Below are 19,698 nucleotides of genomic sequence, written 5' to 3' on the forward strand. Positions count from 1 at the left end.
AGAGAATAAGCGGTTGGCGTTAAAAAAGCAGCGGGCGGCAGGAACCGCCCGGCATTGTCAGCGGTTGGCTTGCTGGTGCCGCCAGGCCCGCGGGCTGAGGCCAAACCAACGGCGGAAGGCGCGGGAAAAGGCGCTCACTTCAGAATATCCCAGCAGGAAAGCCATGTCAGAAATCGGCAAATGCCGCTGCGCCAGATAGTGGGTTGCCATCTCCTGCCGCACCTTGTCCACGGCCCGGCTGAAGGTCAGCTGTTCATCACTGAGCCGCCGTTGCAACGACGCCCCGGACATGCCGAGCAGCCCGGCCACCTGCTCCATCACCGGCTCGCCCTGCGGCAACTGCTGGCGGATGGCGGCGCACGCCTGATCGATAACCGACAGCGGCTGGCTGCTCTGGTTCAGGCGGCGCATCGCATCCTGCATCACCATCAGCAGGATCGGGTCACTCTCGGGCATCGGCCGTTGCAGCTCATGGCGCGGGATAAGCAGCGAGTTGAACGGCTGATCGAAATAGACCGGCGCGTCATAATATTTGCAGTGCTCATGCCAGTGCTCCGGCCGTGGGTGTTCAAAGTGAACCTCTTTCGGCGCCCACTGCGGCCCCAGCGCATGGCGCAGCAGGTTGATCACCATGCCGAGCGTCAGTTCGGCATCCTGCCGCTGTGAGATGATCGCCCCATGGCGGATCTGGTAATCAAAGCGCACGCAGTGCGGCAGATCCACCAGCCGGGTCAGGGTGGCGTGCTGGTGCCACGGAAAGGCAAACACCAGGTTGCGCAGCGCCTGCTCCGCCGTGGCAGAGCAGAGGCCAACATAGCCAATCAGGCCGAGCTGCTGGGGTTTGAATTGCAGGCCGTAGTGCAGGCCAAAATTATCCGCACCGGTCTGGCGCGCGGCTTCCTCCAGCACCCGGCAGTAACCGGGCAGCGTCAGGCTCTGGGTAGGCTGGGTCAGCAACGCCGGGGAGATCCGGCACATACCGAGAATGCGCTCCGGGTCACCGCCCTGCTGGGTGATAAAGTCCTCCAGGCCGCTGGCGGCAGCGGCCAGAATACCCTGATGGCCGGAGATCGCCGGTTGCGTCAGCGCCGGGAGCACAGCGGGGTGGGGCAAGGTCTGGGCGAGTGTCATAGCGATCTCCTGATAAAAGGGCATGTCAGGAAAGAAGCAAAAGGTGTGCCACCGCGCCCGCGCTCAGGGAAAACGGACTCACTCCGCGCCGACCGGCAGCCCGCGCTGATCCAGGTACCGGCGGCAGAGCCGGAGGCTCTCCTGCGCCCAGTGCGGCCCCAGCGAGCGCGCCTGCTCGGTGTCGGCATGGGAACCGACCCACGCCAGCAACTGAATACGGCGCTGGATCAGCATCGAGGGAATGATCGCCACCTCGGCCGGGGTCAGCGGGCAGTGCTGCTGATACCCTTCCAGCCAGCCCGCGACCCATGCCGGGGCATCAGGATGGTGCTCTACGAAGCTGACGGCTGCTGCCAGATCGTGCAGGTACCAGCCAAACCCGCAGTCATCAAAATCGATCACCCGCGTCTGCTGCTGGTGGCGCATCAGGTTAGTGAGGCGCAAATCGGCATGGATCAGCCCGAAGCGATCCGGCCCCTGGCCAAACGCCTGCATCGCGGCACTGACCTGGTGCAGCGTCTCCTCTACCAGCGGCATATCCGCCGTGCGCAGCCCCGGCGCGGCGCGCCAGTCGCCCCAGTGGCCGTCCGGGCCGGTCATGGTGGCATGGTCCCAGCGTAACCGCCGGAAGTTTGCCGGGCGCCGCCAGCCCCGGCTGTGCTGGTGCAGGCGGGCGGTGGTACGCCCCAGTTCGATAAAATCCTCACGCGCCACCCGGCTGAGGTCACTTTGCAGCACCTCCCCGGCGATCCAGTCAAACAGCACCGCATAGCGGGTGTCGCCCGTGTCCGTGCGCAGCGGGATCACCTGCTGCCCGTCGCGGTTGGTGTGCGCCGCCGGCACCTCAATCCCTGCGTCACGCAGCGCATCCAGCCACAGCAACTCGCTCTGGATCTCCGGCTGCTGGTGGTAATCGGGCCGGTGGATGCGCAGCGCATAGCGCCGCTGCCGGGCATCGGTGACCTGAAAAGTGGCATTCTCTGAGCGGCAGAACAGCGCGATCTGCGGCGCGATGACCTGCGGGCAGGTTGCCAGCGCCTGCGCGGCGAGGCGGGTAAGGGCGGCGTTGTCCAGCGTGTCGTACTGTTTGGCGATGGTGGTCATGGTGGCGTCCCCTGTCATTGGTGCATACGGCCTGAGCGGTTGATGCCGTTAGCATGCGGCGGGGCGGCAGGGCGTTACCTGACTGCACAGGGCGGGAAGTTGACCGCAGAAGCGTGGGGCGCGTCCGCGGCGGTAAAGTTGACTTCAGCGCGCAGCGGCTGACCGGCTGCGGTCAAGTCAGCGGCGTACAAGGGGTGCATTATCAGGATCAACCTCTTTTGACCTCGGCTGGAGTGATGCGATGAGTCAGTTAAAACCCTCTTTGGGCAGTTGGCAGTTGTGGAGTATTGCCGTCGGGCTGGTGATCTCCGGCGAGTATTTCGGCTGGAGTTATGGCTGGGGCGTGGCCGGGACGCTGGGTTTCCTGGTCACCACGCTGGTGGTGGCGGCGATGTACAGCTGCTTTATCTTCAGTTTTACGGAGCTCACCACCGCCATTCCCCATGCGGGCGGGCCGTTTGCCTACAGCCGCCGTGCCTGGGGCGAAACCGGCGGTTTCCTGGCCGGGATGGCGACGCTGATTGAGTTTGTTTTTGCGCCCCCGGCGATTGCCATGGCGATCGGTGCCTACCTGAATGTGCAGTTTCCGGCGCTGGATCCGCGTTACGCGGCGATCGGTGCCTATCTGGTGTTTATGACGCTGAACATTCTCGGCGCACACCTGGCGGCGATGTTCGAGCTGCTGGTCACGGTGCTGGCGGTGGTGGAGCTGCTGGTGTTTATGGGCGTAGTTTCGCCGGGGTTCAGCGTGGCGAATTTTGTCAGCCACGGCTGGGCGGGGGCGGATCACTTCTCGCTCCAGACCCTCTCCGGCATTTTTGCCGCCATCCCGTTTGCCATCTGGTTCTTTCTGGCGATTGAGGGCACGGCCATGGCCGCGGAAGAGGCCAAAGACCCGGTGCGCACCATCCCGCGCGCCTATATCGGCGGTATTCTGACGCTGGTGGTGCTGGCAATTGGTGTGATGCTGATGGCGGGCGGCGTGGGCGACTGGCACAGCCTTTCAGGCATTAATGACCCGCTGCCGCAGGCGATGAAACGGGTGGTGGGAAGTGATTCCCGCTGGATGCATATGCTGGTCTGGATCGGGCTGTTCGGGCTGGTGGCGAGTTTCCACGGCATTATCCTGGGTTATTCGCGGCAGGGGTTTGCGCTGGCCCGCGCCGGGTTCCTGCCGCCGTCGCTGGCGAAGCTGTCGCGCTTTTCCACCCCGCACCGGGCGATTCTGGCCGGGGGGGCGATCGGGATTCTGGCTATCCTGGCGGACGGCCGCGTGAATTTGCAGGGCATGAGCCTCACGGCGGCGATGATCACGCTCTCGGTGTTCGGCGCGCTGGTGATGTACATCATGAGCATGTTGAGCCTGTTCCGCCTGCGCCGCACCGAGCCGGGGCTGCGCCGCCCGTTCCGCGCGCCGGGTTACCCCGTGGTGCCGGGCATCGCGCTCGGGCTGGCGCTGCTTTGCCTTGTTGCTATGTTCTGGTTTAACCCGGAGGTGGGTACCCTGTTTATCGGCCTGATGCTGGTGGGCTATGGCTACTTCCGCCTGACCCACGCCCAGCGCGCCGCCGCGCCGAAAGACAGCATGCTGACCCACGATTAACTGATACCCATTATGCGCGGGGGACGCCCGCGCCCAGCAGAGAAAGGGAACATTATGGCTACACGCTCAACCATCATGGACACCAACAGCTTCCGTGCTGAACATGCCGGGCAGCTGGACAGCGAAACGCGCCGCCTGACTGACCAGCGCAGCCGGGTGCTGGGGGAGTCCTACCGGCTGTTCTACCGCAAACCGGTGCATCTGGTGAAAGGCCGCGGCCAGTACCTGTGGGACGCCGCCGGGGACAAATACCTGGATGTGTATAACAACGTCGCCAGCATCGGCCATTGCCACCCGGCGGTGGTAGAGGCGGTGACGGCGCAGATGCAGCAGCTCAATACCCATACCCGCTACCTGCACCAGCGCATCCTCGACTACTCAGAGGATTTGCTGGCGACGCTGCCCGCCGCCATCGACCGCGCCATGTATATGTGCACCGGCTCGGAAGCCAACGATCTGGCGATCCGCGTGGCGAAGGCGTACAGCGGCGGCACCGGCATTATTGTCACGCAGGAGGCGTACCACGGCACCAGCGAGCTGACCTCCGGCGTCTCCCCGGCGCTCGGCAGCGGCCAGCCGCTGGCGGCCACCACCCGGCTGGTGCCGCCGCCGGACCGCTACCGGGTGACGGACCCGGATCTCGGCGTCTGGTTTGCCGGCCAAATCCAGCAACAGATTGATGATATGGCCGCACACGGCATTAAATTTGCCGGTTTCCTGGCGGATTCGATTTTTTCCTCGGATGGCGTCTTGCCGGACCCGGCCGGGTTCCTGCAACCGGTGCTCGACGTGGTGCATAAAAACGGCGGGATTTATATCGCCGATGAGGTACAGCCCGGCTTTGGCCGCACCGGTGAGGCGTTCTGGGGCTTCGCGCGCCACGGCATCGTGCCGGACATCGTCACCACCGGCAAGCCGATGGGTAACGGCATCCCGATTTCCGCCCTGCTGGCCAAAAGCGAGGTGCTGGCCGCCTTCAGTGACACCATTCCCTACTTCAATACCTTTGGCGGCAACCCGGTCGCGATCGCCGCGGCGCAGGCGGTATTGCAGGTGATTAAAGAGGAACAGTTGCAACAACACAGCCTGACCGTGGGGCAGCAACTGTTGCGCGAGCTTCAGGGGCTGAAGGATAACTATGAGTGCGTGGGCGATGTGCGCGGTGCCGGGTTGTTTATTGGGTTTGAACTGGTGAGTGACCGGGCAGCGAAAACCCCGGATAAAGCGCTGGCGCTGGACGTGACTGAACGGCTGCGCGAACAGCGGGTGCTGACTTCCGTGGCCGGGCCGTACGGCAACGTGCTGAAACTTCGCCCGCCGCTGGCGTTCCAGACTAGCGACATCGACTGGCTGGTCAGTGCGCTCGACACCAGCCTGGCCGCGCTGTCCCGCTGAATGCGAAAGGGGCGGACGCCCCTTTTTTAGCCGTTACGCCCGCTGCTCCCTCTGGCACACATCCTGCATTCTCTGCTTATCCCGGTTTGCGGCCGGCGCGATCCCCGCGTCTGGCTGCGGTATTAAAGGACTTGATAAGTATGACTGCACACTCTCTTCCGGTTCGCGTGGCGGCACGCACCAAATGGCAGCAACTGGTGCTCGGCCTGATCTGTATGGCGGCCATCTCCAGCCCGCAATATGTCTGGACGTTACTCACCAAACCGCTGGCGGCGTCACTCAATGTGCCGCTGGCCGAGCTTCAGGTGACGTTTTCCCTGCTGATTATCCTTCAGACGTTCTTCTCGCCGTTTCAGGGCAGATTGATTGACCGCTTCGGCCCCCGGTTGCTGATCTCCCTCGGCACGCTGCTGGCGGGCTTCAGCTGGGTGCTGACCTCACAGGTCGCCAGCCTGCCGATGCTCTACCTGGTGTATGGCGGCATGGGCGGCCTCGGCACCGGTATTGTCTATGTGGGCGTGGTGGGGCTGATGGTGCGCTGGTTCCCGGCACAGCGCGGGTTTGCCGCCGGGATGGTGGCGGCGGGCTATGGCATGGGCGCGATTGTCACCACGTTTCCCATCTCCGCCTCGCTGGCCGCCTACGGCCTGAGCCATACTCTATGGGTGTTCGGGCTGATCTTTGCCGCCATCGGTTTTGTGGCCGCGCAGGGGCTGCGGGTGCCGCCGTCAGCGGTGACGGCACCGGGCGAGGCGGCCGCAGGCGCGCCTGCCCAGCGGCAGTTCCGCCCCGGTGAGATGCTGCGCCAGCCGCTGTTCTGGCTGATGTTTTTGATGATGACCATGATGTCCACCTCCGGCCTGATGGTCACCTCGCAGATGGCGATCTTCGCCCACGATTTCGGCATGACCGGCGTCACGGTGTTTGGCCTGGCGGCGCTGCCGCTGGCGATGACCATCGACCGCTTTACCAACGGCCTGACCCGCCCGCTGTGCGGCTTTATCTCTGACCGCATCGGGCGTGAAAAGATGATGTTCTGGGCGTTTGCGCTGGAAGGGGTGGCGATGACGCTCTGGCTGATGTGCCGCAGCGATCCGGTGCTGTTTGTGCTGCTCTCCGGGCTGGTGTTCTTTGGCTGGGGCGAAATCTTCTCGCTGTTCCCGTCTACCCTGACGGACACCTTCGGCACGCAACACGCCACCAGCAACTACGGCTGGCTCTATATGTCGCAGGGGGTGGGGTCCATCTTCGGCGGGCCGCTGGCCGCGATGCTCTACCAGCACAGCGGTGGCTGGGGTCTGGTGTTCGGCAGCGCAATTACCCTGGATTTCATCACTGCTGCCCTGGCGTTATGGGTGCTGAAACCCTGGCGCGCCCGGTTCCTGCGCCGCCCGCCGGTGGCCTTTGCCCCACAGGCGGTATCCACCGCGCCATAACCTGTCCCGGCCGGGCATCCTCTGTCCGGCCGGTTTTGCCGCTAGTTCAGCAAGTCGATATACCGTTTTACGTCCTGCGCCACGATGCGCTTGCCATCCTGCAGGATCTGCTGGCCGGGAAACGCCCCATATAACCGGTTGAAAGCCAGGGTAGCGAGCCGGTTACCAATATGGCGGACGTCGCTTGCGCCCAGCGGCAACAGATTGGGGTAACTTCGCATAAAGGAGACGTGGGCGTTGTCCGGGGAGATTTGCAGGGTGTCACCCACCAGCACCACGCCGGTGCGATCGTGGGTGCCGCTCCAGTGCAACACTGTGGCACCGGGGAAGTGGCCGCCGAGGCAGGCGAGCTGAACGCCGGGCAGCAGATCCAGCGATTCCCCCTTCCAGAAATGGATCGCCGGGGAAGGGCGCACCACCCACGCGCGGTCAGCAGCGTGCAGGTGGACCGGCACATTGCCGAACGCCGCGCTCCAGTCCTGCATCCGCGTATAGTAATGCGGGTGGGAAACGGCAATATGCGCCAGCCCGCCGAGGCTCTGCACCAGGGCTTTGGTGGCATCATCGAGCAGGGCGGTGCAGTCCCACAGAATATTGCCGTGCGGGGTTTGCAGCAAAAAGGCGCGCTGGCCGATGCCCAGCTCAGGGGTCGGGTGCAGGCTGAACAGCCCCGGTTCGTGCAACTGCCAGGCGTGGGTATAGTGCCGGTCGATGTGCTCATCGGTGGTCCACTTCTGCCCATCAGGCGGCACCCACTGGCGTTCATCATCGCAAATTGCGCAGTGTGCCGGTGCGGCCGCGACCGGGGGGTAAGCGGTGCCGCACGTGGAACATACATAAAGGGTCATCGAATGCCTCCCTGTCGTCACGCGCCGATCGGGGGCATCCTCCGGCCCACATGGCGCAACGTCAGCACCGAGCATCGGTTTACCCGCCATCAGTGCCACCACCGATAAGGATAGTTGATGATTACGCGTGTGCCTGTTATTGCTGCCGTTCCTGCCGCGGCCGGTTTTACCGGGCGTATCTCCCAATCCCGTGAGTAGCCTTTTGGTTTGTGTGGCTAAGTTTGTATACTCTCCGCGCCCGATTTAGCGGGTAAACGCCACAGGCGGCGGGCGTTTTGCGCACGCGCCGCCTTTTTAATGACACATGGTCGTGTTTCTGGAGTCACGGATTATGAAAAAAGAAGAGAGAGATAATATTTTAGACCAGCTTGAGCAGGTGCTGATCGGCAGCAAGCTGGAGGCCGAGGAGCAAGTGGCGGTAGTGATGTTGCTGGCGTTTAACCTGCTGGCCGCCAGCCGCACCAATGCCGTCAGCCTGGAGATTTCCGACGGGCGCACCCTCTCCGTAAGACTGGAAAATCCCCATTCTGCGCCGGTTCACACCCACTGAATCCCCCCTTGTTCACGGGCAGGCATGCTGCCCGTGTTTATCCTCCTGGTTTATGCCTGCAAGGCGCGCTGGCGGTTAATACGCTGCTCTTCCAGCGGCTGGATGGCCGGGGCCAGCATAAAATCAAATTCAATCTCGGTGTGCGGGTGCGGCAGGTCACGCTGGGCGCTGAGTTTAGGGTCGGTAATCTCGACCGGGTCGGCGATCAGGTCATCCCGGGTGGCAAAGGCGAAATCGTCCCACAGGTACTGGTCGCCGTTGAGGTTGATCTGGGTGGTGAGGTGCTTGTGGCCGGGCGCGGAGATAAAGAAGTGGATATGCGCCGGGCGGTTGCCGTGGCGGCCGAGGCGGTCCAGCAGCGCCTGCGTCGGGCCGTCCGGCGGGCAACCGTAGCCGGAGGGCACAATGCTGCGCACGGCGTAACGGCCGTCGGCATCCGTTTTCACGCGGCGGCGCAGGTTGTACTCGCTCTGGGATTTATCAAAGAACGAGTAGTTGCCGAGCGTGTTGGCGTGCCAGATATCCACAATCGCCCCCGGCAGCGGTTTGCCGTCGGTGCCTTTCACCTGGCCATGCAGCCACATCACCCGGCCCTGATCCCGGCCGTCATCCATGCGCGCATAACCGTCACTCAGTGGGGCATTCGCCACATACAGCGGCCCCTCAATGGTGCGTGGGGTGCCGCCGCCAAAGCCCGCTGCGGCCTCGCGCGCATCTTCGCGCAGGTCGAGGTAGTGCTCCAGCCCGAGGCCCGCCGCCAGCAGCGCCGCCTCCTGCCGCCCGCCGAGCGTATGCAGGTAATTAGCCGCCTGCCAGAACTCCTCCGGCGTAATATCGAATTCATCAATCAGGTGACAAATATCACTGACCAGCCGGTGCATGATTTTTTTAAAGCGGATATCCCCGCCGTCGCTATTAAGCCCGCAGCTGATTTCAATTAATTTTTTTACGTCTTCATGTTGGCTGAATTGAGTTGTCATGTTATCGCCCTCAGTGCAGTGTAGGGTAAGGTCAGAAAGAGAGAGGGTGGGCGGAGATAATACGCCGCCCGGGTAATACTCTGTTTTTTTAATTAACGATCGTCAGACTGAATGCTGGAGGGGTGGCGGCACAGGGGCGCGACACTGATCTCCATATAGGGGTAAAGCGGCAGCCCGCTCAACAGGTTATGCAACTCCTCGTTACTTTCCACATCAAAAATACTGACGTTGGCGTAACTGCCGGCCACCCGCCAGATATGGCGCCATTTCCCCTGTTCCTGTAGGGCCTGGGAATACGCTTTCTCTTCCGCTTTTATTTTATCTGCCGTCGCTTTCGGCATATCCAGCGGAATATTGATGGTCATTTCAACTTTAAATAACATCCGGTGACTCCTGTATAAGTTCTATTTACGCTGGTAGAAACGGAATTTATCGTCATCCAGGGTAATGCCTAACCCCGGGCCTTCCGGCAGCGTCACCTGGCCGTCCCGGAAAACCGGTGGATTGGCGATAATATCGTCTTTCAGTAACAGCGGGCCAAACATCTCGGTGCCCCAGCTGAGCGGCAGGGTTGACCAGGCGTGCAACGAGGCCACGGTGCCCAGTGTGCCCTCCAGCATGGTGCCGCCATAGAGCGCGATGCCCGCCGCCTGCGCCACATGGGCCAGCTTCAGCGCCTGCGCCGGGCCGCCCGCCTTGGCGATTTTCAGCGCATAGGCGCCGGTAAACCCGGCGGCCGCCAGCGCATAGCCATCGTGGGCGTCGGCCACTGCTTCATCCGCCAGCACCGGCAACACAAAGCGTTGGCTGAGGCTGACCAGCGCGGCGCGATCCCACAGCGCCACCGGCTGCTCCACCAGATCGATGCCGATCGCCTGCAACGCGGCCATGCCGCGCACGGCGGTGACTGCGTCCCATGCCTGATTGACATCCACCCGGATGCTGACGCCGTCGCCCAGCCCCTCTTTAATCGCCTGGGTATGGCGCAGATCTTCCGCCAGCGTTTTCGCGCCGATCTTCAGCTTAAACGCCTGATGGCGGCCTTCGGCCAGCAGACGTTTGCCCTCTTCAATATCGCGCTGGGTGTCGCCGCTGGCGAGTGTCCACAGCACCGGCAGCGACGGGGAAATCGCGCCGCCCAGCAGGGTACTGACCGGCACGCCGAGGCGTTTGCCCTGAAGGTCGAGCAGGGCGGTTTCCAGGGCGGATTTGGCAAAGGTGTTGCCCTTCACCGGCAGGTTCATTGTCGCCGCCAGTGACGCCGGGCCGTCAAAGCGCTTGCCGCACACCGCCGGGGCGAGGTAAGTGTCAATCGCGGATTTGATGCCCTCCGGGCTTTCCGGGCCGTAACTCAGGCCGCCAATGGTGGTGGCCTCGCCCCAGCCGACGGCGCCGTCGCTGTCGGTCATTTTCACAATGGTCAGGGTCTGGCAGCCCATGGTGGCCATCGAGAGTTTATGCGGCCGGATGGTGGGGATATCCACCAGCCAGCTCTCAATGCGTGCGATCTGAATGCTCATCGGCGGCTCCTTGTCGTTCTAAAAAATGCAGCAGGCAGGCGGTAAACGCCTCCGGCACGGCAATATTACTGAGGTGCGAGGCAGGCAGAATATGCAGGTCGGCGTCCGGCGCGTGGCGCACAATCTCCCCGGCGTCCTGCACGGTGGTGACCGGGTCATCCTGCCCGGCCAGCACCCGCATCGGGCGCGGCATGGCGGGCAGTGCGCTGCGGAGATCCGCCCCGGCCAGCGCCTCACAACAGGCGGCGTAGCCTTCGGCGTCGGCGGCCGCCAGCGCGGTGGTCAATGCATTAACCTGCTCCGGGTGGCGGCGGATAAACTCCGCGCTGAACCAGCGGGCAGGCGAGGCCTCCGCCACCGGCTTCAGCCCCTCAGCCCGCACCATGGCCGCCCGTTCCAGCCAGCCTTCACGGCTGCCGATGCGGGCGGCGGTATTGGCGACCACCAGGGCGTGGAAGCGTGAGGGTGCATAGCGGTTGAGCCACAGCCCGGTCAGCCCGCCCATGGAAATACCGCAGAAGTACGCCTGTTCCACGCCCACCGCATTCAGCAGGGTGATCACATCTTCACCCAGTTGCGCCAGCGTCAGCGGTTCAGCGGGCAACGGGGTATTACCGTGGCCGCGCTGGTTATAGCGCAACACCCGGAAATGGGCGGTCAGCGCCGCCATCTGCGGCTGCCACATCGTGTAAGTAGTGCCGAGCGAGTTGGCGAGCACCAGCAGCGGGGCCTGTTCCGGCCCGTCGAGGCGGTAATCAATCTCCATCATCTCTCCTCAGACCCGTTCGAGGATCAGCGCGATACCCTGGCCCACGCCGATGCACATGGTGCACAGGGCGTAGCGGCCGCCGGTACGTTGCAATTCATAGGCGGCGGTCATCGCCAGCCGCCCGCCGGAGGCCCCAAGCGGGTGGCCGAGGGCAATCGCGCCGCCGTGCGGGTTGACGTGCGGTGCGTCGTCCGGCAGCCCCAGTTCGCGGGTCACTGCCAGCGCCTGCGCGGCAAAGGCTTCGTTCAGTTCGATCACGTCCATCTGGCCGAGGGCCAGCCCGGCGGTACGCAACACCTTACGCACGGCGGAAATCGGGCCGAGGCCCATCACGGCGGGTTCCAGCCCGGTGACCGCGCTGGCGACAACCCGTGCCAGCGGCGTCAGGCCGTTGCGGTGCGCGCCGCGCTCACTGGCCAGCAGCAGCGCGCAGGCCCCGTCATTCAGGCCGGAAGCGTTGCCCGCTGTCACGCTGCCCTGGGCATTGACCACCGGTTTCAGTTTCGCCAGCGCCTCCAGGGAGGTGGCACGCGGGTGCTCATCCTGTTCAACCCGCAGCGGGTCGCCGCGTTTTTGCGGGATGGTCACCGGCATCAGCTGGCGGGCGAACACACCGCCCTCCTGTGCGGCGGCGGTGCGCTGCTGGCTGCGCAGAGCAAAGGCGTCCTGATCTTCCCGGCTGATGCCAAAGCGCGCCGCGACGTTTTCGGCAGTCTGCGGCATGGAGTCCACGCCATACAGCGCCTGCATTTTCGGGTTCACAAAGCGCCAGCCCATGGTGGTGTCTTCCAGCTGCATGGTGCGGCTGAAGGCGCTCTCCGCCTTGCCCATCACAAAGGGCGCGCGCGACATGCTCTCCACACCCCCGGCCAGCAGCAGATCGCCTTCACCGGTTTTAATGGCGCGGGCCGCCATCGCCACCGCATCCAGGCTGGAACCGCACAGCCGGTTAACGGTGCAGCCCGGCACCGAGACCGGCAGCCCGGCCAGCAGCAGCGCCATACGCGCCACGTTGCGGTTGTCTTCGCCGGCCTGATTGGCACAGCCAAACAGCACATCCTCCAGCTGGCCCCAGTCAACCTGCGGGTTGCGCTGGATCAGCGCCTGTATCGGCAGTGCGGCCAGATCGTCGGCGCGCACCGCTGCCAGCCCGCCATTCAGGCGGCCAAAGGGGGTACGTACCCCGTCACACAGATACGCGTCGTTCATCATTGGCCTCGGTTTGCGTCAGGTTGAAAGTGAGGCGAACCGGGGTCACCTCCTGTAATTGTTCCGGCGTCAGGCCGCCGAAAATTTCCGTGACCACCAGCCCGTCGGGCGTGACATCCATCACCGCCAGATCGCTGTAGATGCGGCTTACGCAGCCGATGCCGGTCAGCGGATAGGTGCAGTGCTCCACAATTTTGCACTCTCCGTGGCGGGTGAGGTGTTCGGTCATCGCGAACACCTGCCGCGCGCCAATCGCCAGATCCATGGCGCCGCCCACCGCCGGGATCGCGCCCGGTTTGCCGGTGCTCCAGTTCGCCAGGTCACCGCGTGCCGACACCTGATACACACCCAGCACGCAGATGTCGAGGTGGCCGCCGCGCATCATGGCGAACGAGTCACCGTGGTGGAAATAGCAGCCGCCGGTCAGCAGCGTCACGTACTGTTTCCCGGCGTTGATCAGCGCCGGGTCTTCCTCACCTTCGGCGGGGGCCGGCCCCATGCCGAGAATGCCATTCTCACTTTGCAGGAAAATCTCTTTATCGTGCGGCAAATAGTTGGCGATCTGCGTCGGCATCCCGATGCCCAGATTGACATACGCCCCTTCCGGGATGTCCTGGGCGATCCGGCGTGCCAGCTGTTCGTGGGTCAGTTTTTGTTCGTTTATCACGAGATCCATCATCGGCTCCTCAGGCGGAAAGGCGGTCAGCCGGGGCAGTCGCCACCAGCCGCTGGACAAAAATGCCGGGGGTGACCACCTGTTCCGGGTCAAGCCCGCCCAGCGGCACCAGCCGGGTCACCTCGGCAAGGGTGCAGGTCGCCGCCATCGCCATGATTGGCCCAAAGTTGCGCCCGGTTTTGTCATACACCAGGTTGCCCCAGCGGTCGCCCAGGTGGGCGCAGATCAGCGCATAATCGGCCTTCAGCGGTCGTTCAAACACATAGTGGCGGCCGTCAATCTCCCGGGTCTCTTTGCCCTCGGCCAGTTGGGTGCCGTAACCGGTGGGGGTGAAAATCCCGCCCAGCCCGGCGCCGCCTGCCTGGATGCGTGCCGCCAGGTTGCCCTGCGGCACCAGCTCCAGTTCCAGTTCGCCACGGCGGTAGAGATCATCAAACACCCAGGAGTCGGACTGGCGCGGGAAGGAGCAGATCACCTTGCGCACGCAGCCCGCTTTCAGCAGCGCCGCCAGCCCGGTGTCACCGTTTCCGGCGTTGTTGCTGATAAGCGTGAGGTCACGCGGGCGGCGGCGGATTAACGCCTCCAGCAGCGCGTACGGCTGCCCGGCCTGCCCGAACCCGCCAATCATCAGGGTTGCCCCATCGGGGATGTCTGCCACCGCGTCGTCGGTGGAGGTGACGCTTTTATCAATCATCGGCTCTCCTGTCCTGTGTCTGCCTTATTGGCTGCTCTTTTTTCACCCTATGCCCGGCCACCGGACGCTGCAAGGCCGAATATCAAAACATTGTGCGATTATCGGACAGTTTGTTGTTGTAGTGTTAAAATTGTGATCGACCTGGAGAAAACCCGTGAAGCAGGCTTGCATCACAGACCGTATTGAGAACCACGAAAGGAGACTCATGGACAGCAACAGTGAATTACAGCGTCTGGATGAGATTGGCGCACTGACGGACGCCACCTACAAAGGCGACCCCAATTTTATGGCCTCGCTGGCGCGTGGGCTGGAAGTGTTGCAGGCCTTTACCCCGTTGCACCACCGGTTGTCGGTGTCGCAGATAAGCCAGAGCACCGGCATCCCGCGGGCGGCGGTGCGGCGTTGCCTCTACACGCTGCGTGCGCTGGGCTTTGTGCACTGCCCGGACGGGCGGCACTATGTGCTGCTGCCCCGGGTGCTGACCATCGGCCACGCCTATCTTTCCAGCTCGGAGCTGGCGAAAGCGGCGCAGAACTCGCTCGAGTTCCTGAGTAAACAGCTTAATGAGTCCTGCTCGGTTGCCACGCTCGACGGGGACAACATCCTCTACATCGCCCGCGTCAATGTAAAACGCATCATGACCATTGATCTCGGGCGCGGCAGCCGTTTACCCGCTTACGCCACCTCGATGGGGCTGGTGCTGTTAAGCGCGCTGGATGAAGCGGAACTGGACGCCTATCTCTCCCGCGTCACTTTTGAACCGCTGACGCCGCACACGGTGCGCAACGCGGAACAGCTGCGGGAGCAACTGGCGCGGGTGCGGCGGCAGGGCTATGCGATTAACGACCAGCAACTGGAGATCGGGCTGCGCTCGATTGCGGTACCGATGCATTCGCGCAAAGGGGGCGTGGTGGCGGCAATGAACGTCGGGGTCAACGCGTCCCAGGTTCCGGCACAGACGCTGCGCGAGAAGGTGCTGCCGCTGTTACAGCGCACGGCGATGGAGTTAGCGCTGCTGCTATAAACGGCCGGATATATCCGCCGCGGCGGCGGCGATATTTCCCGGCGTATACTCTGTGCATCGGCCTGCTATTTCCGCCGTATCCTGCCGGTGAGGGGAATAAACCCTTTCCACCGCGCGGACTATATCCGCCCGGAATCGGGTAATATTTCATCTGTTGTTGGCGATTTTCAGCCTGCGGGTATTATTCTGGGGGAAGATATTATACTATCCCGTTTTTTACGGCATGTATAAATATAAAGCAATAATGTGGAAGGGTTTATTATGAATGGTTTTCTGAAGACGTTGAACAATATCCGCACCCTGCGTACCCAGGCGCGGGAGGTTAATCTGTCAACTTTAGAAGAAATCCTGCAAAAGCTGACGACCATCGTGGAAGAGCGCCGCGAAGAAGAGACGTCACAAAAGCAGCAGCAAGAAGAACACGCCGCCAGACTGAAAGAGTACCTGTCGCTGATGCAGGAAGACGGCATCGACCCGGCTGAACTGCTGGCGCTGACGGAGAGCAAAGCCGGCCGCAAGACGCGTACGCCGCGCCCGGCCAAATATCAGTTTGTGGATGAAAACGGCGACACCAAAACCTGGACCGGCCAGGGCCGTACCCCAAAACCGATCAAGCTGGCGCTGGATGCCGGCAAGTCACTGGACGATTTCGCCCTCTGACCCTTCCGGGCGCCGCGGCGCCCGTTTATGCTTTCGTTTACCCGCCCTGACAGCCGATAATTAAACCTCACCTCTCTTAGCCGGTTATTTCCATTGGTGGTTTACCCGTTCCCGCTTTACCATTGCTTTTTATTCTGGTGAAAAAAAGTAAACATGAAAAAAAGCGTAACCCTTATTTTGACTGTGGGGCTGATATTGGCCGTCGGGGGCGGTGTGATGAAATCCCGCTCTGATAAAGCCCATAAAGAGAATGACGCCTATTATTCCTCGGTGATGTGCGTGATTGCCCAACGGCAGGGCAGCGATCACCCGGCCGGATATTATCTGCCCTATTTCAACAAAGTGATTGAGGATGGTAATTCCTCCTATGCCCTTGACCGTAAAACGCTTGATCAGGACGAGGCGCAGCGGGTGATCGCGGCTTACCTGTCGCTGGACGGGACGCAAAAAGCGCAAAGCCAGAGTGATGATGCCGCCTGCCGCTCCGCCGTGCTGATGGCACTTACTGCCCGGCATCCGGGGTAAATGTTACGCGGCTGCTGATAAATCGTTGAAGAAAAGGGATCAATGCCGCTTCTCAAGAGGATAAATTATCTTATACTGGGTATACATACAGTATCATTGAGGGAAATGATGTGATTGTGACCCAGCTGTTCAGTTGCCCGGACGAGGAGTTGCCGGTACTGGCGTTACCGCTATTCGCTGACTACTGCCGCGCCGGGGTGCCGTCCCCGGCGGCGGACTACATTGAGCGCTCGCTTGATTTGAACGAGTACTGCATCCGCCACCCCAGCGCCACCTATTTTGTGCGCGCCGAGGGGGATTCGATGCTGCTGGCGGGGATCAACAGCGGTGACCTGCTGGTGGTAGACCGCGCGGAAACCCCGGCACACGGGGACATCGTGATCGCGGCAGTCGAAGGGGAGTTCACGGTAAAACGGCTCTGCCTGACCCCGCGCCTCTGCCTGGAACCCATGAACCCGGCCTATGCCCCCCTCTACCTGGCCCCCAACCAGCTGGAGATTTTCGGCAAGGTGCTGCACGTGATCCATACGCTGCGGAACTAGGGGCAGTGACGAGCCCTGGCATGGGTTGACACTTTTATGCCTTTAAAACGCCTGGTGCAGTGCATCAGGCGTTTTGTATGTTAGCTGCTGATGGTGAGATATCTTCATGCTATACGGGGTGAAGTCAGGAAGCGCTGTTTAACAAAAAAATGTGCCGCCGGGTATAACGTCCGGCATCTCTGCCGGACACGCATTTCATTTGCAGGAAACAATCGATGGTCGCGGAAGGGCTTGTCAGCCTATACCGATGGCGTCCCGCATTCTGTTCACCACTGTTTGTTTCTGTTCTTTGGTCAATGTCCGCAGCGGAAGGCGGGGATTACCAGCATCAATTCCATGCAGTTGCATCGCGGCTTTACCGGCAGCGACCCCGCCGAATTCTACCAGTACGCGTATAAGGGCAATTACCCGATCCATACTTGCCTGAACTGCCTTTTGATCACCGGCGTTAAAATCAGCAATGATTTTATGGAACAGCGGCGCTGCGTAGTTATAGGTGCTGCCGACCGCCCCAATGGCACCGACAGCCAGACCACCAGGAAGATGTTCATCTACCCCGAATGGAATATCAAACTTCCCGCCACTGACGCGCAGGCAGCGCTGGAACTCATACAAATCAGCGTTATTAAACTTAATGCCTGATAAGTTAGGAATCTGGGATTCTGCTTTGATCAGAAACTGTTCCATATCCAGATTCACGCCGGACATACCGGAGTGGTAGTAATAGAAGCCTTTTGAAGGCGCTGCCGAGGCGATCGCCTGACAATAGGCGATCAGGTCATCCAGATTACCCGGTTTAAAGAAGCACGGCCCGATGGCTGACGTCGCAAAGATATCAAGCGTTTCAGCATGCCGGGAGAGTTCAACAGCATCCTTAATACTGAGGGCACCGGTGTGCAGGGTGATACTCAGTTGGCCTTGCGCGGCATGTACCCAGCGTTCAGCAATACTCTTGCGCTCTTCCACAGAGCAATGAATACCTTCGCCGGTAGTCCCACAGACATAAACGCCTTTTACGCCATCGTTAATCAGGTGTTCTGCAATGTGGTCAATAACCCGGTAATTGACCTCACCTTGCTCATCAAAAGGGGTGTGAGGGGCGGCGATCAGACCTGTCAGCTTTTTCATGTGCATCCTTATAGCCTTGAAAGAGGGGTGGCCGTGTAGGGCCGTTATCAGTATTCAACCTGTTTTGTGGCGTCGCATTGTGCAATAGCCTCTTGAAACCAACCGCAAATATGCTCTATACGGGTAATGGCCGATCCTACCGTTACCGCATACGCACCCGCCGATATCGCCATCGCTGCCAGTTCAGGCGAGTTGTAACGCCCCTCCGCGATGACCCGGCATCCGGCCTGTGCAAGCTGCCTGACCAGCGCGATATCGGGTTCGCTGGGAACCGGGAGCTGGGTATAGCCAGCCAGCGTAGTCCCAATAAAATCAATCCCTAACTGATGGGCGAGCAGCCCATCCTCCCTGGTTGAGGCATCTGCCATGGTAAGGCAGCCGCTTGCGCGCGCATGCTGATATAACGCCTCGACCGGCACCGGGCGCGTGCGCTGGGTTACATCAAAAGCAATAACCGTGGCACCGGCGGCACTCAGTTCATCCACATCCTCCAGCCAGGGGGTAATTCTGACGTCAGAGTCCGGGAGATCGCGTTTGACGATTCCGATGATCGGCGCATCCGTGACCTCACGCACAGCCTGTATATTGCGGATACCTTCGATACGTAACGCTACTGCCCCCCCATCCAGTGCCGCACTGGCCATCGCTGCAACGATCATTGGTTTATCCATCGCACTGGCGGGAACGGGCTGGCATGAGACGATAAGGCCATTCTGGAGCGTATGGCAGAGACTGCTCATGTTGGACATGATCTGGTTGCGCACGGTTTTAAACTCCAATAATTTATTAAAAATGAAGTATCACTCCATAATGGTAGAACTTTTGCTCCTGCTGTGCAACGGGGGCAAGCCCTAAATGTGAGCTGGCCTGAAAAGCGGGGCTGGGCCATCACACCCTGGTAGGAGTAAAACTCCAAAAATTAAATATTAATGGAGTTTTGGCCCGAGAGTTGCCATAGTCCTGTCTACGTCATGATCTTTATTAAAATGCGGAGGGATCACAGAAAATGGGAAAAGGTTTAGCGCTGGATATTGGCGGTACTAAAATTGCGGCCGCCATCGTCATGGAAAGCGGCGTATTGGCGAATCGTCAGCAGATTGCAACGCCACGCGGAGATGCCCGGCAACTTTCAGCAGCGCTGGAAACCGTGATTGCGCCTTATCGCCACCAGGTTGATTTCATCGCCGTTGCTTCCACCGGCATTATCAGCAAGGGCCTCCTCACCGCCCTCAATCCGGCTAACCTTGGCGGACTGGCAGACTTCCCCTTGCAAGACTGTATCCAATCCATTGCTGATTTACCCTGCGTGTTACTGAATGATGGCCAGGCCGCCGCCTGGGCGGAATATCAATTGTTAAAAGAGCAATGTGATAACGCGTTGTACGTCACGGTATCCACCGGCGTAGGGGGCGGCATCATTTTGAATAAAAAACTGTTGGTCGGTAACGGTGGGCTGGCAGGGCATATCGGGCATACATTATCCGATCCCCTGGGCCCATTATGCGGCTGTGGCCGCCGGGGCTGTGTCGAAAGCGTGGCTTCGGGCACGGCGATCGGGGCTGCAACCCACGGGTGGGCTCAGCCACTCTCCGCTGCCCACGTTTTTACTATGGCGCGCGAAGGTCATACGCCGGCGGAAAATATTCTTCACCGTTCGGCCACCGCCATTGCGCAGATGCTGGCTGACATGCGCATTGCGCTGGATTTGGAACAAGCCATTCTCGGTGGCAGTGTCGGGCTGGCCGAGGGGTATCTGGAGCGGGTGACCTCCTTGCAAACTGATCTGCCCGACATATACCGAATCCCTGTTCAAGCGGCTTATCACCAGCAGGACAGCGGCTTATTAGGCGCGGCATTATGGGCCAGAGCCATATTGTAACCTTGTCAACGTAATGATTTTCAGC

21 protein-coding genes are annotated in these 19,698 nt (G+C 61.3%); 9 read left to right on the top strand and 12 right to left on the bottom strand.

The genetic code is table 11. From position 1 onward, the window contains the following. Positions 1 to 57: 57 nt before the first annotated feature. Together qhpR and CYR55_RS07030 are read right to left on the bottom strand one after the other, a co-directional pair. Positions 58 to 1,131: an AraC-like transcriptional regulator QhpR gene (gene qhpR, locus CYR55_RS07025; RefSeq protein ID WP_101815435.1), complete on the bottom strand. Its 1,074-nt coding sequence runs from the start codon at positions 1,129 to 1,131 to the stop codon at positions 58 to 60. Between the two features lie 78 nt (positions 1,132 to 1,209). After that, positions 1,210 to 2,235 carry a phosphotransferase enzyme family protein gene (locus CYR55_RS07030; protein WP_101815436.1) on the bottom strand — a complete coding sequence of 342 codons (1,026 nt, stop codon included), beginning with the start codon at positions 2,233 to 2,235 and terminating at the stop codon, positions 1,210 to 1,212. 241 nt (positions 2,236 to 2,476) lie between these two features. Here CYR55_RS07030 and eat point away from each other — a divergent pair, with 241 nt between their 5' ends. The 3 genes from eat (at position 2,477) to oxlT (ending at position 6,669) form a co-directional block, all read left to right on the top strand. Next, positions 2,477 to 3,838 carry an ethanolamine permease gene (gene eat / locus CYR55_RS07035; protein ID WP_101815437.1) on the top strand — a complete coding sequence of 454 codons (1,362 nt, stop codon included), beginning with the start codon at positions 2,477 to 2,479 and terminating at the stop codon, positions 3,836 to 3,838. A gap of 54 nt (positions 3,839 to 3,892) precedes the next feature. Beyond that, positions 3,893 to 5,233 (top strand): aspartate aminotransferase family protein, encoded by a 1,341-nt coding sequence (locus CYR55_RS07040; protein ID WP_101815438.1) that lies wholly within the window; start codon positions 3,893 to 3,895, stop codon positions 5,231 to 5,233. Between the two features lie 140 nt (positions 5,234 to 5,373). Further along, positions 5,374 to 6,669 carry an oxalate/formate MFS antiporter gene (oxlT, locus tag CYR55_RS07045; protein ID WP_101815439.1) on the top strand — a complete coding sequence of 432 codons (1,296 nt, stop codon included), beginning with the start codon at positions 5,374 to 5,376 and terminating at the stop codon, positions 6,667 to 6,669. A gap of 41 nt (positions 6,670 to 6,710) precedes the next feature. Here the strand turns inward: oxlT and CYR55_RS07050 are convergent, their stop codons facing one another. After that, positions 6,711 to 7,517: an MBL fold metallo-hydrolase gene (locus CYR55_RS07050; RefSeq protein WP_101815440.1), complete on the bottom strand. Its 807-nt coding sequence runs from the start codon at positions 7,515 to 7,517 to the stop codon at positions 6,711 to 6,713. 331 nt (positions 7,518 to 7,848) lie between these two features. Here CYR55_RS07050 and CYR55_RS07055 point away from each other — a divergent pair, with 331 nt between their 5' ends. Continuing rightward, positions 7,849 to 8,067: a hypothetical protein gene (locus CYR55_RS07055; protein WP_101815441.1), complete on the top strand. Its 219-nt coding sequence runs from the start codon at positions 7,849 to 7,851 to the stop codon at positions 8,065 to 8,067. 50 nt (positions 8,068 to 8,117) lie between these two features. Here CYR55_RS07055 and catA read toward each other — a convergent pair whose 3' ends face one another. From catA to CYR55_RS07090, 7 genes are all read right to left on the bottom strand, one after another. After that, a complete protein-coding gene (gene catA / locus CYR55_RS07060; RefSeq protein ID WP_101815442.1) occupies positions 8,118 to 9,047 on the bottom strand; it encodes a catechol 1,2-dioxygenase in 930 nt (309 codons plus the stop codon). A gap of 92 nt (positions 9,048 to 9,139) precedes the next feature. Beyond that, positions 9,140 to 9,430: a muconolactone Delta-isomerase gene (gene catC / locus CYR55_RS07065; protein WP_101815443.1), complete on the bottom strand. Its 291-nt coding sequence runs from the start codon at positions 9,428 to 9,430 to the stop codon at positions 9,140 to 9,142. Positions 9,431 to 9,451: 21 nt separating this feature from the next. Next, positions 9,452 to 10,567: a muconate cycloisomerase family protein gene (locus CYR55_RS07070; RefSeq protein WP_101815444.1), complete on the bottom strand. Its 1,116-nt coding sequence runs from the start codon at positions 10,565 to 10,567 to the stop codon at positions 9,452 to 9,454. Next, on the bottom strand, positions 10,542 to 11,333 hold the full coding sequence (gene pcaD / locus CYR55_RS07075; RefSeq protein ID WP_101815445.1) for a 3-oxoadipate enol-lactonase: 792 nt from the start codon (positions 11,331 to 11,333) through the stop codon (positions 10,542 to 10,544). Before pcaD ends, CYR55_RS07070 begins: the two co-directional genes overlap by 26 nt. A gap of 9 nt (positions 11,334 to 11,342) precedes the next feature. Continuing rightward, the gene (gene pcaF / locus CYR55_RS07080; protein ID WP_101815573.1) at positions 11,343 to 12,545 is read right to left on the bottom strand and encodes a 3-oxoadipyl-CoA thiolase; all 1,203 of its coding nucleotides are present in this window, start codon (positions 12,543 to 12,545) and stop codon (positions 11,343 to 11,345) included. Beyond that, complete coding sequence (locus CYR55_RS07085) at positions 12,523 to 13,221, bottom strand: 3-oxoacid CoA-transferase subunit B (protein ID WP_101815446.1); 699 nt, start codon at positions 13,219 to 13,221, stop codon at positions 12,523 to 12,525. Before CYR55_RS07085 ends, pcaF begins: the two co-directional genes overlap by 23 nt. 10 nt (positions 13,222 to 13,231) lie before the next feature. Then, positions 13,232 to 13,915: a 3-oxoacid CoA-transferase subunit A gene (locus CYR55_RS07090; protein ID WP_101815447.1), complete on the bottom strand. Its 684-nt coding sequence runs from the start codon at positions 13,913 to 13,915 to the stop codon at positions 13,232 to 13,234. A gap of 205 nt (positions 13,916 to 14,120) precedes the next feature. Here CYR55_RS07090 and CYR55_RS07095 point away from each other — a divergent pair, with 205 nt between their 5' ends. The 4 genes from CYR55_RS07095 (at position 14,121) to umuD (ending at position 16,666) form a co-directional block, all read left to right on the top strand. Next, a complete protein-coding gene (locus CYR55_RS07095; RefSeq protein WP_101815448.1) occupies positions 14,121 to 14,939 on the top strand; it encodes an IclR family transcriptional regulator domain-containing protein in 819 nt (272 codons plus the stop codon). 261 nt (positions 14,940 to 15,200) lie between these two features. Next, entirely contained in the window at positions 15,201 to 15,599 is a 399-nt protein-coding gene (locus CYR55_RS07100) for an H-NS family histone-like protein (protein ID WP_101815449.1), read from the top strand. Positions 15,600 to 15,815: 216 nt separating this feature from the next. Continuing rightward, positions 15,816 to 16,124: a hypothetical protein gene (locus tag CYR55_RS07105; RefSeq protein ID WP_146000960.1), complete on the top strand. Its 309-nt coding sequence runs from the start codon at positions 15,816 to 15,818 to the stop codon at positions 16,122 to 16,124. A gap of 113 nt (positions 16,125 to 16,237) precedes the next feature. Then, positions 16,238 to 16,666: a translesion error-prone DNA polymerase V autoproteolytic subunit gene (umuD, locus tag CYR55_RS07110; RefSeq protein WP_101815574.1), complete on the top strand. Its 429-nt coding sequence runs from the start codon at positions 16,238 to 16,240 to the stop codon at positions 16,664 to 16,666. Between the two features lie 234 nt (positions 16,667 to 16,900). Here umuD and CYR55_RS07115 read toward each other — a convergent pair whose 3' ends face one another. Together CYR55_RS07115 and CYR55_RS07120 are read right to left on the bottom strand one after the other, a co-directional pair. Then, positions 16,901 to 17,794: a dihydrodipicolinate synthase family protein gene (locus CYR55_RS07115; RefSeq protein ID WP_101815451.1), complete on the bottom strand. Its 894-nt coding sequence runs from the start codon at positions 17,792 to 17,794 to the stop codon at positions 16,901 to 16,903. 47 nt (positions 17,795 to 17,841) lie between these two features. Next, complete coding sequence (locus tag CYR55_RS07120; protein ID WP_101815575.1) at positions 17,842 to 18,543, bottom strand: N-acetylmannosamine-6-phosphate 2-epimerase; 702 nt, start codon at positions 18,541 to 18,543, stop codon at positions 17,842 to 17,844. Positions 18,544 to 18,800: 257 nt separating this feature from the next. Here CYR55_RS07120 and CYR55_RS07125 point away from each other — a divergent pair, with 257 nt between their 5' ends. After that, complete coding sequence (locus CYR55_RS07125; protein WP_101815452.1) at positions 18,801 to 19,673, top strand: N-acetylmannosamine kinase; 873 nt, start codon at positions 18,801 to 18,803, stop codon at positions 19,671 to 19,673. Positions 19,674 to 19,698 lie beyond the last annotated feature (25 nt).

The sequence above is a fragment of the Chimaeribacter californicus genome (genome assembly GCF_002858675.1).
In the GTDB taxonomy this organism is placed as follows: domain Bacteria; phylum Pseudomonadota; class Gammaproteobacteria; order Enterobacterales; family Enterobacteriaceae; genus Chimaeribacter; species Chimaeribacter californicus.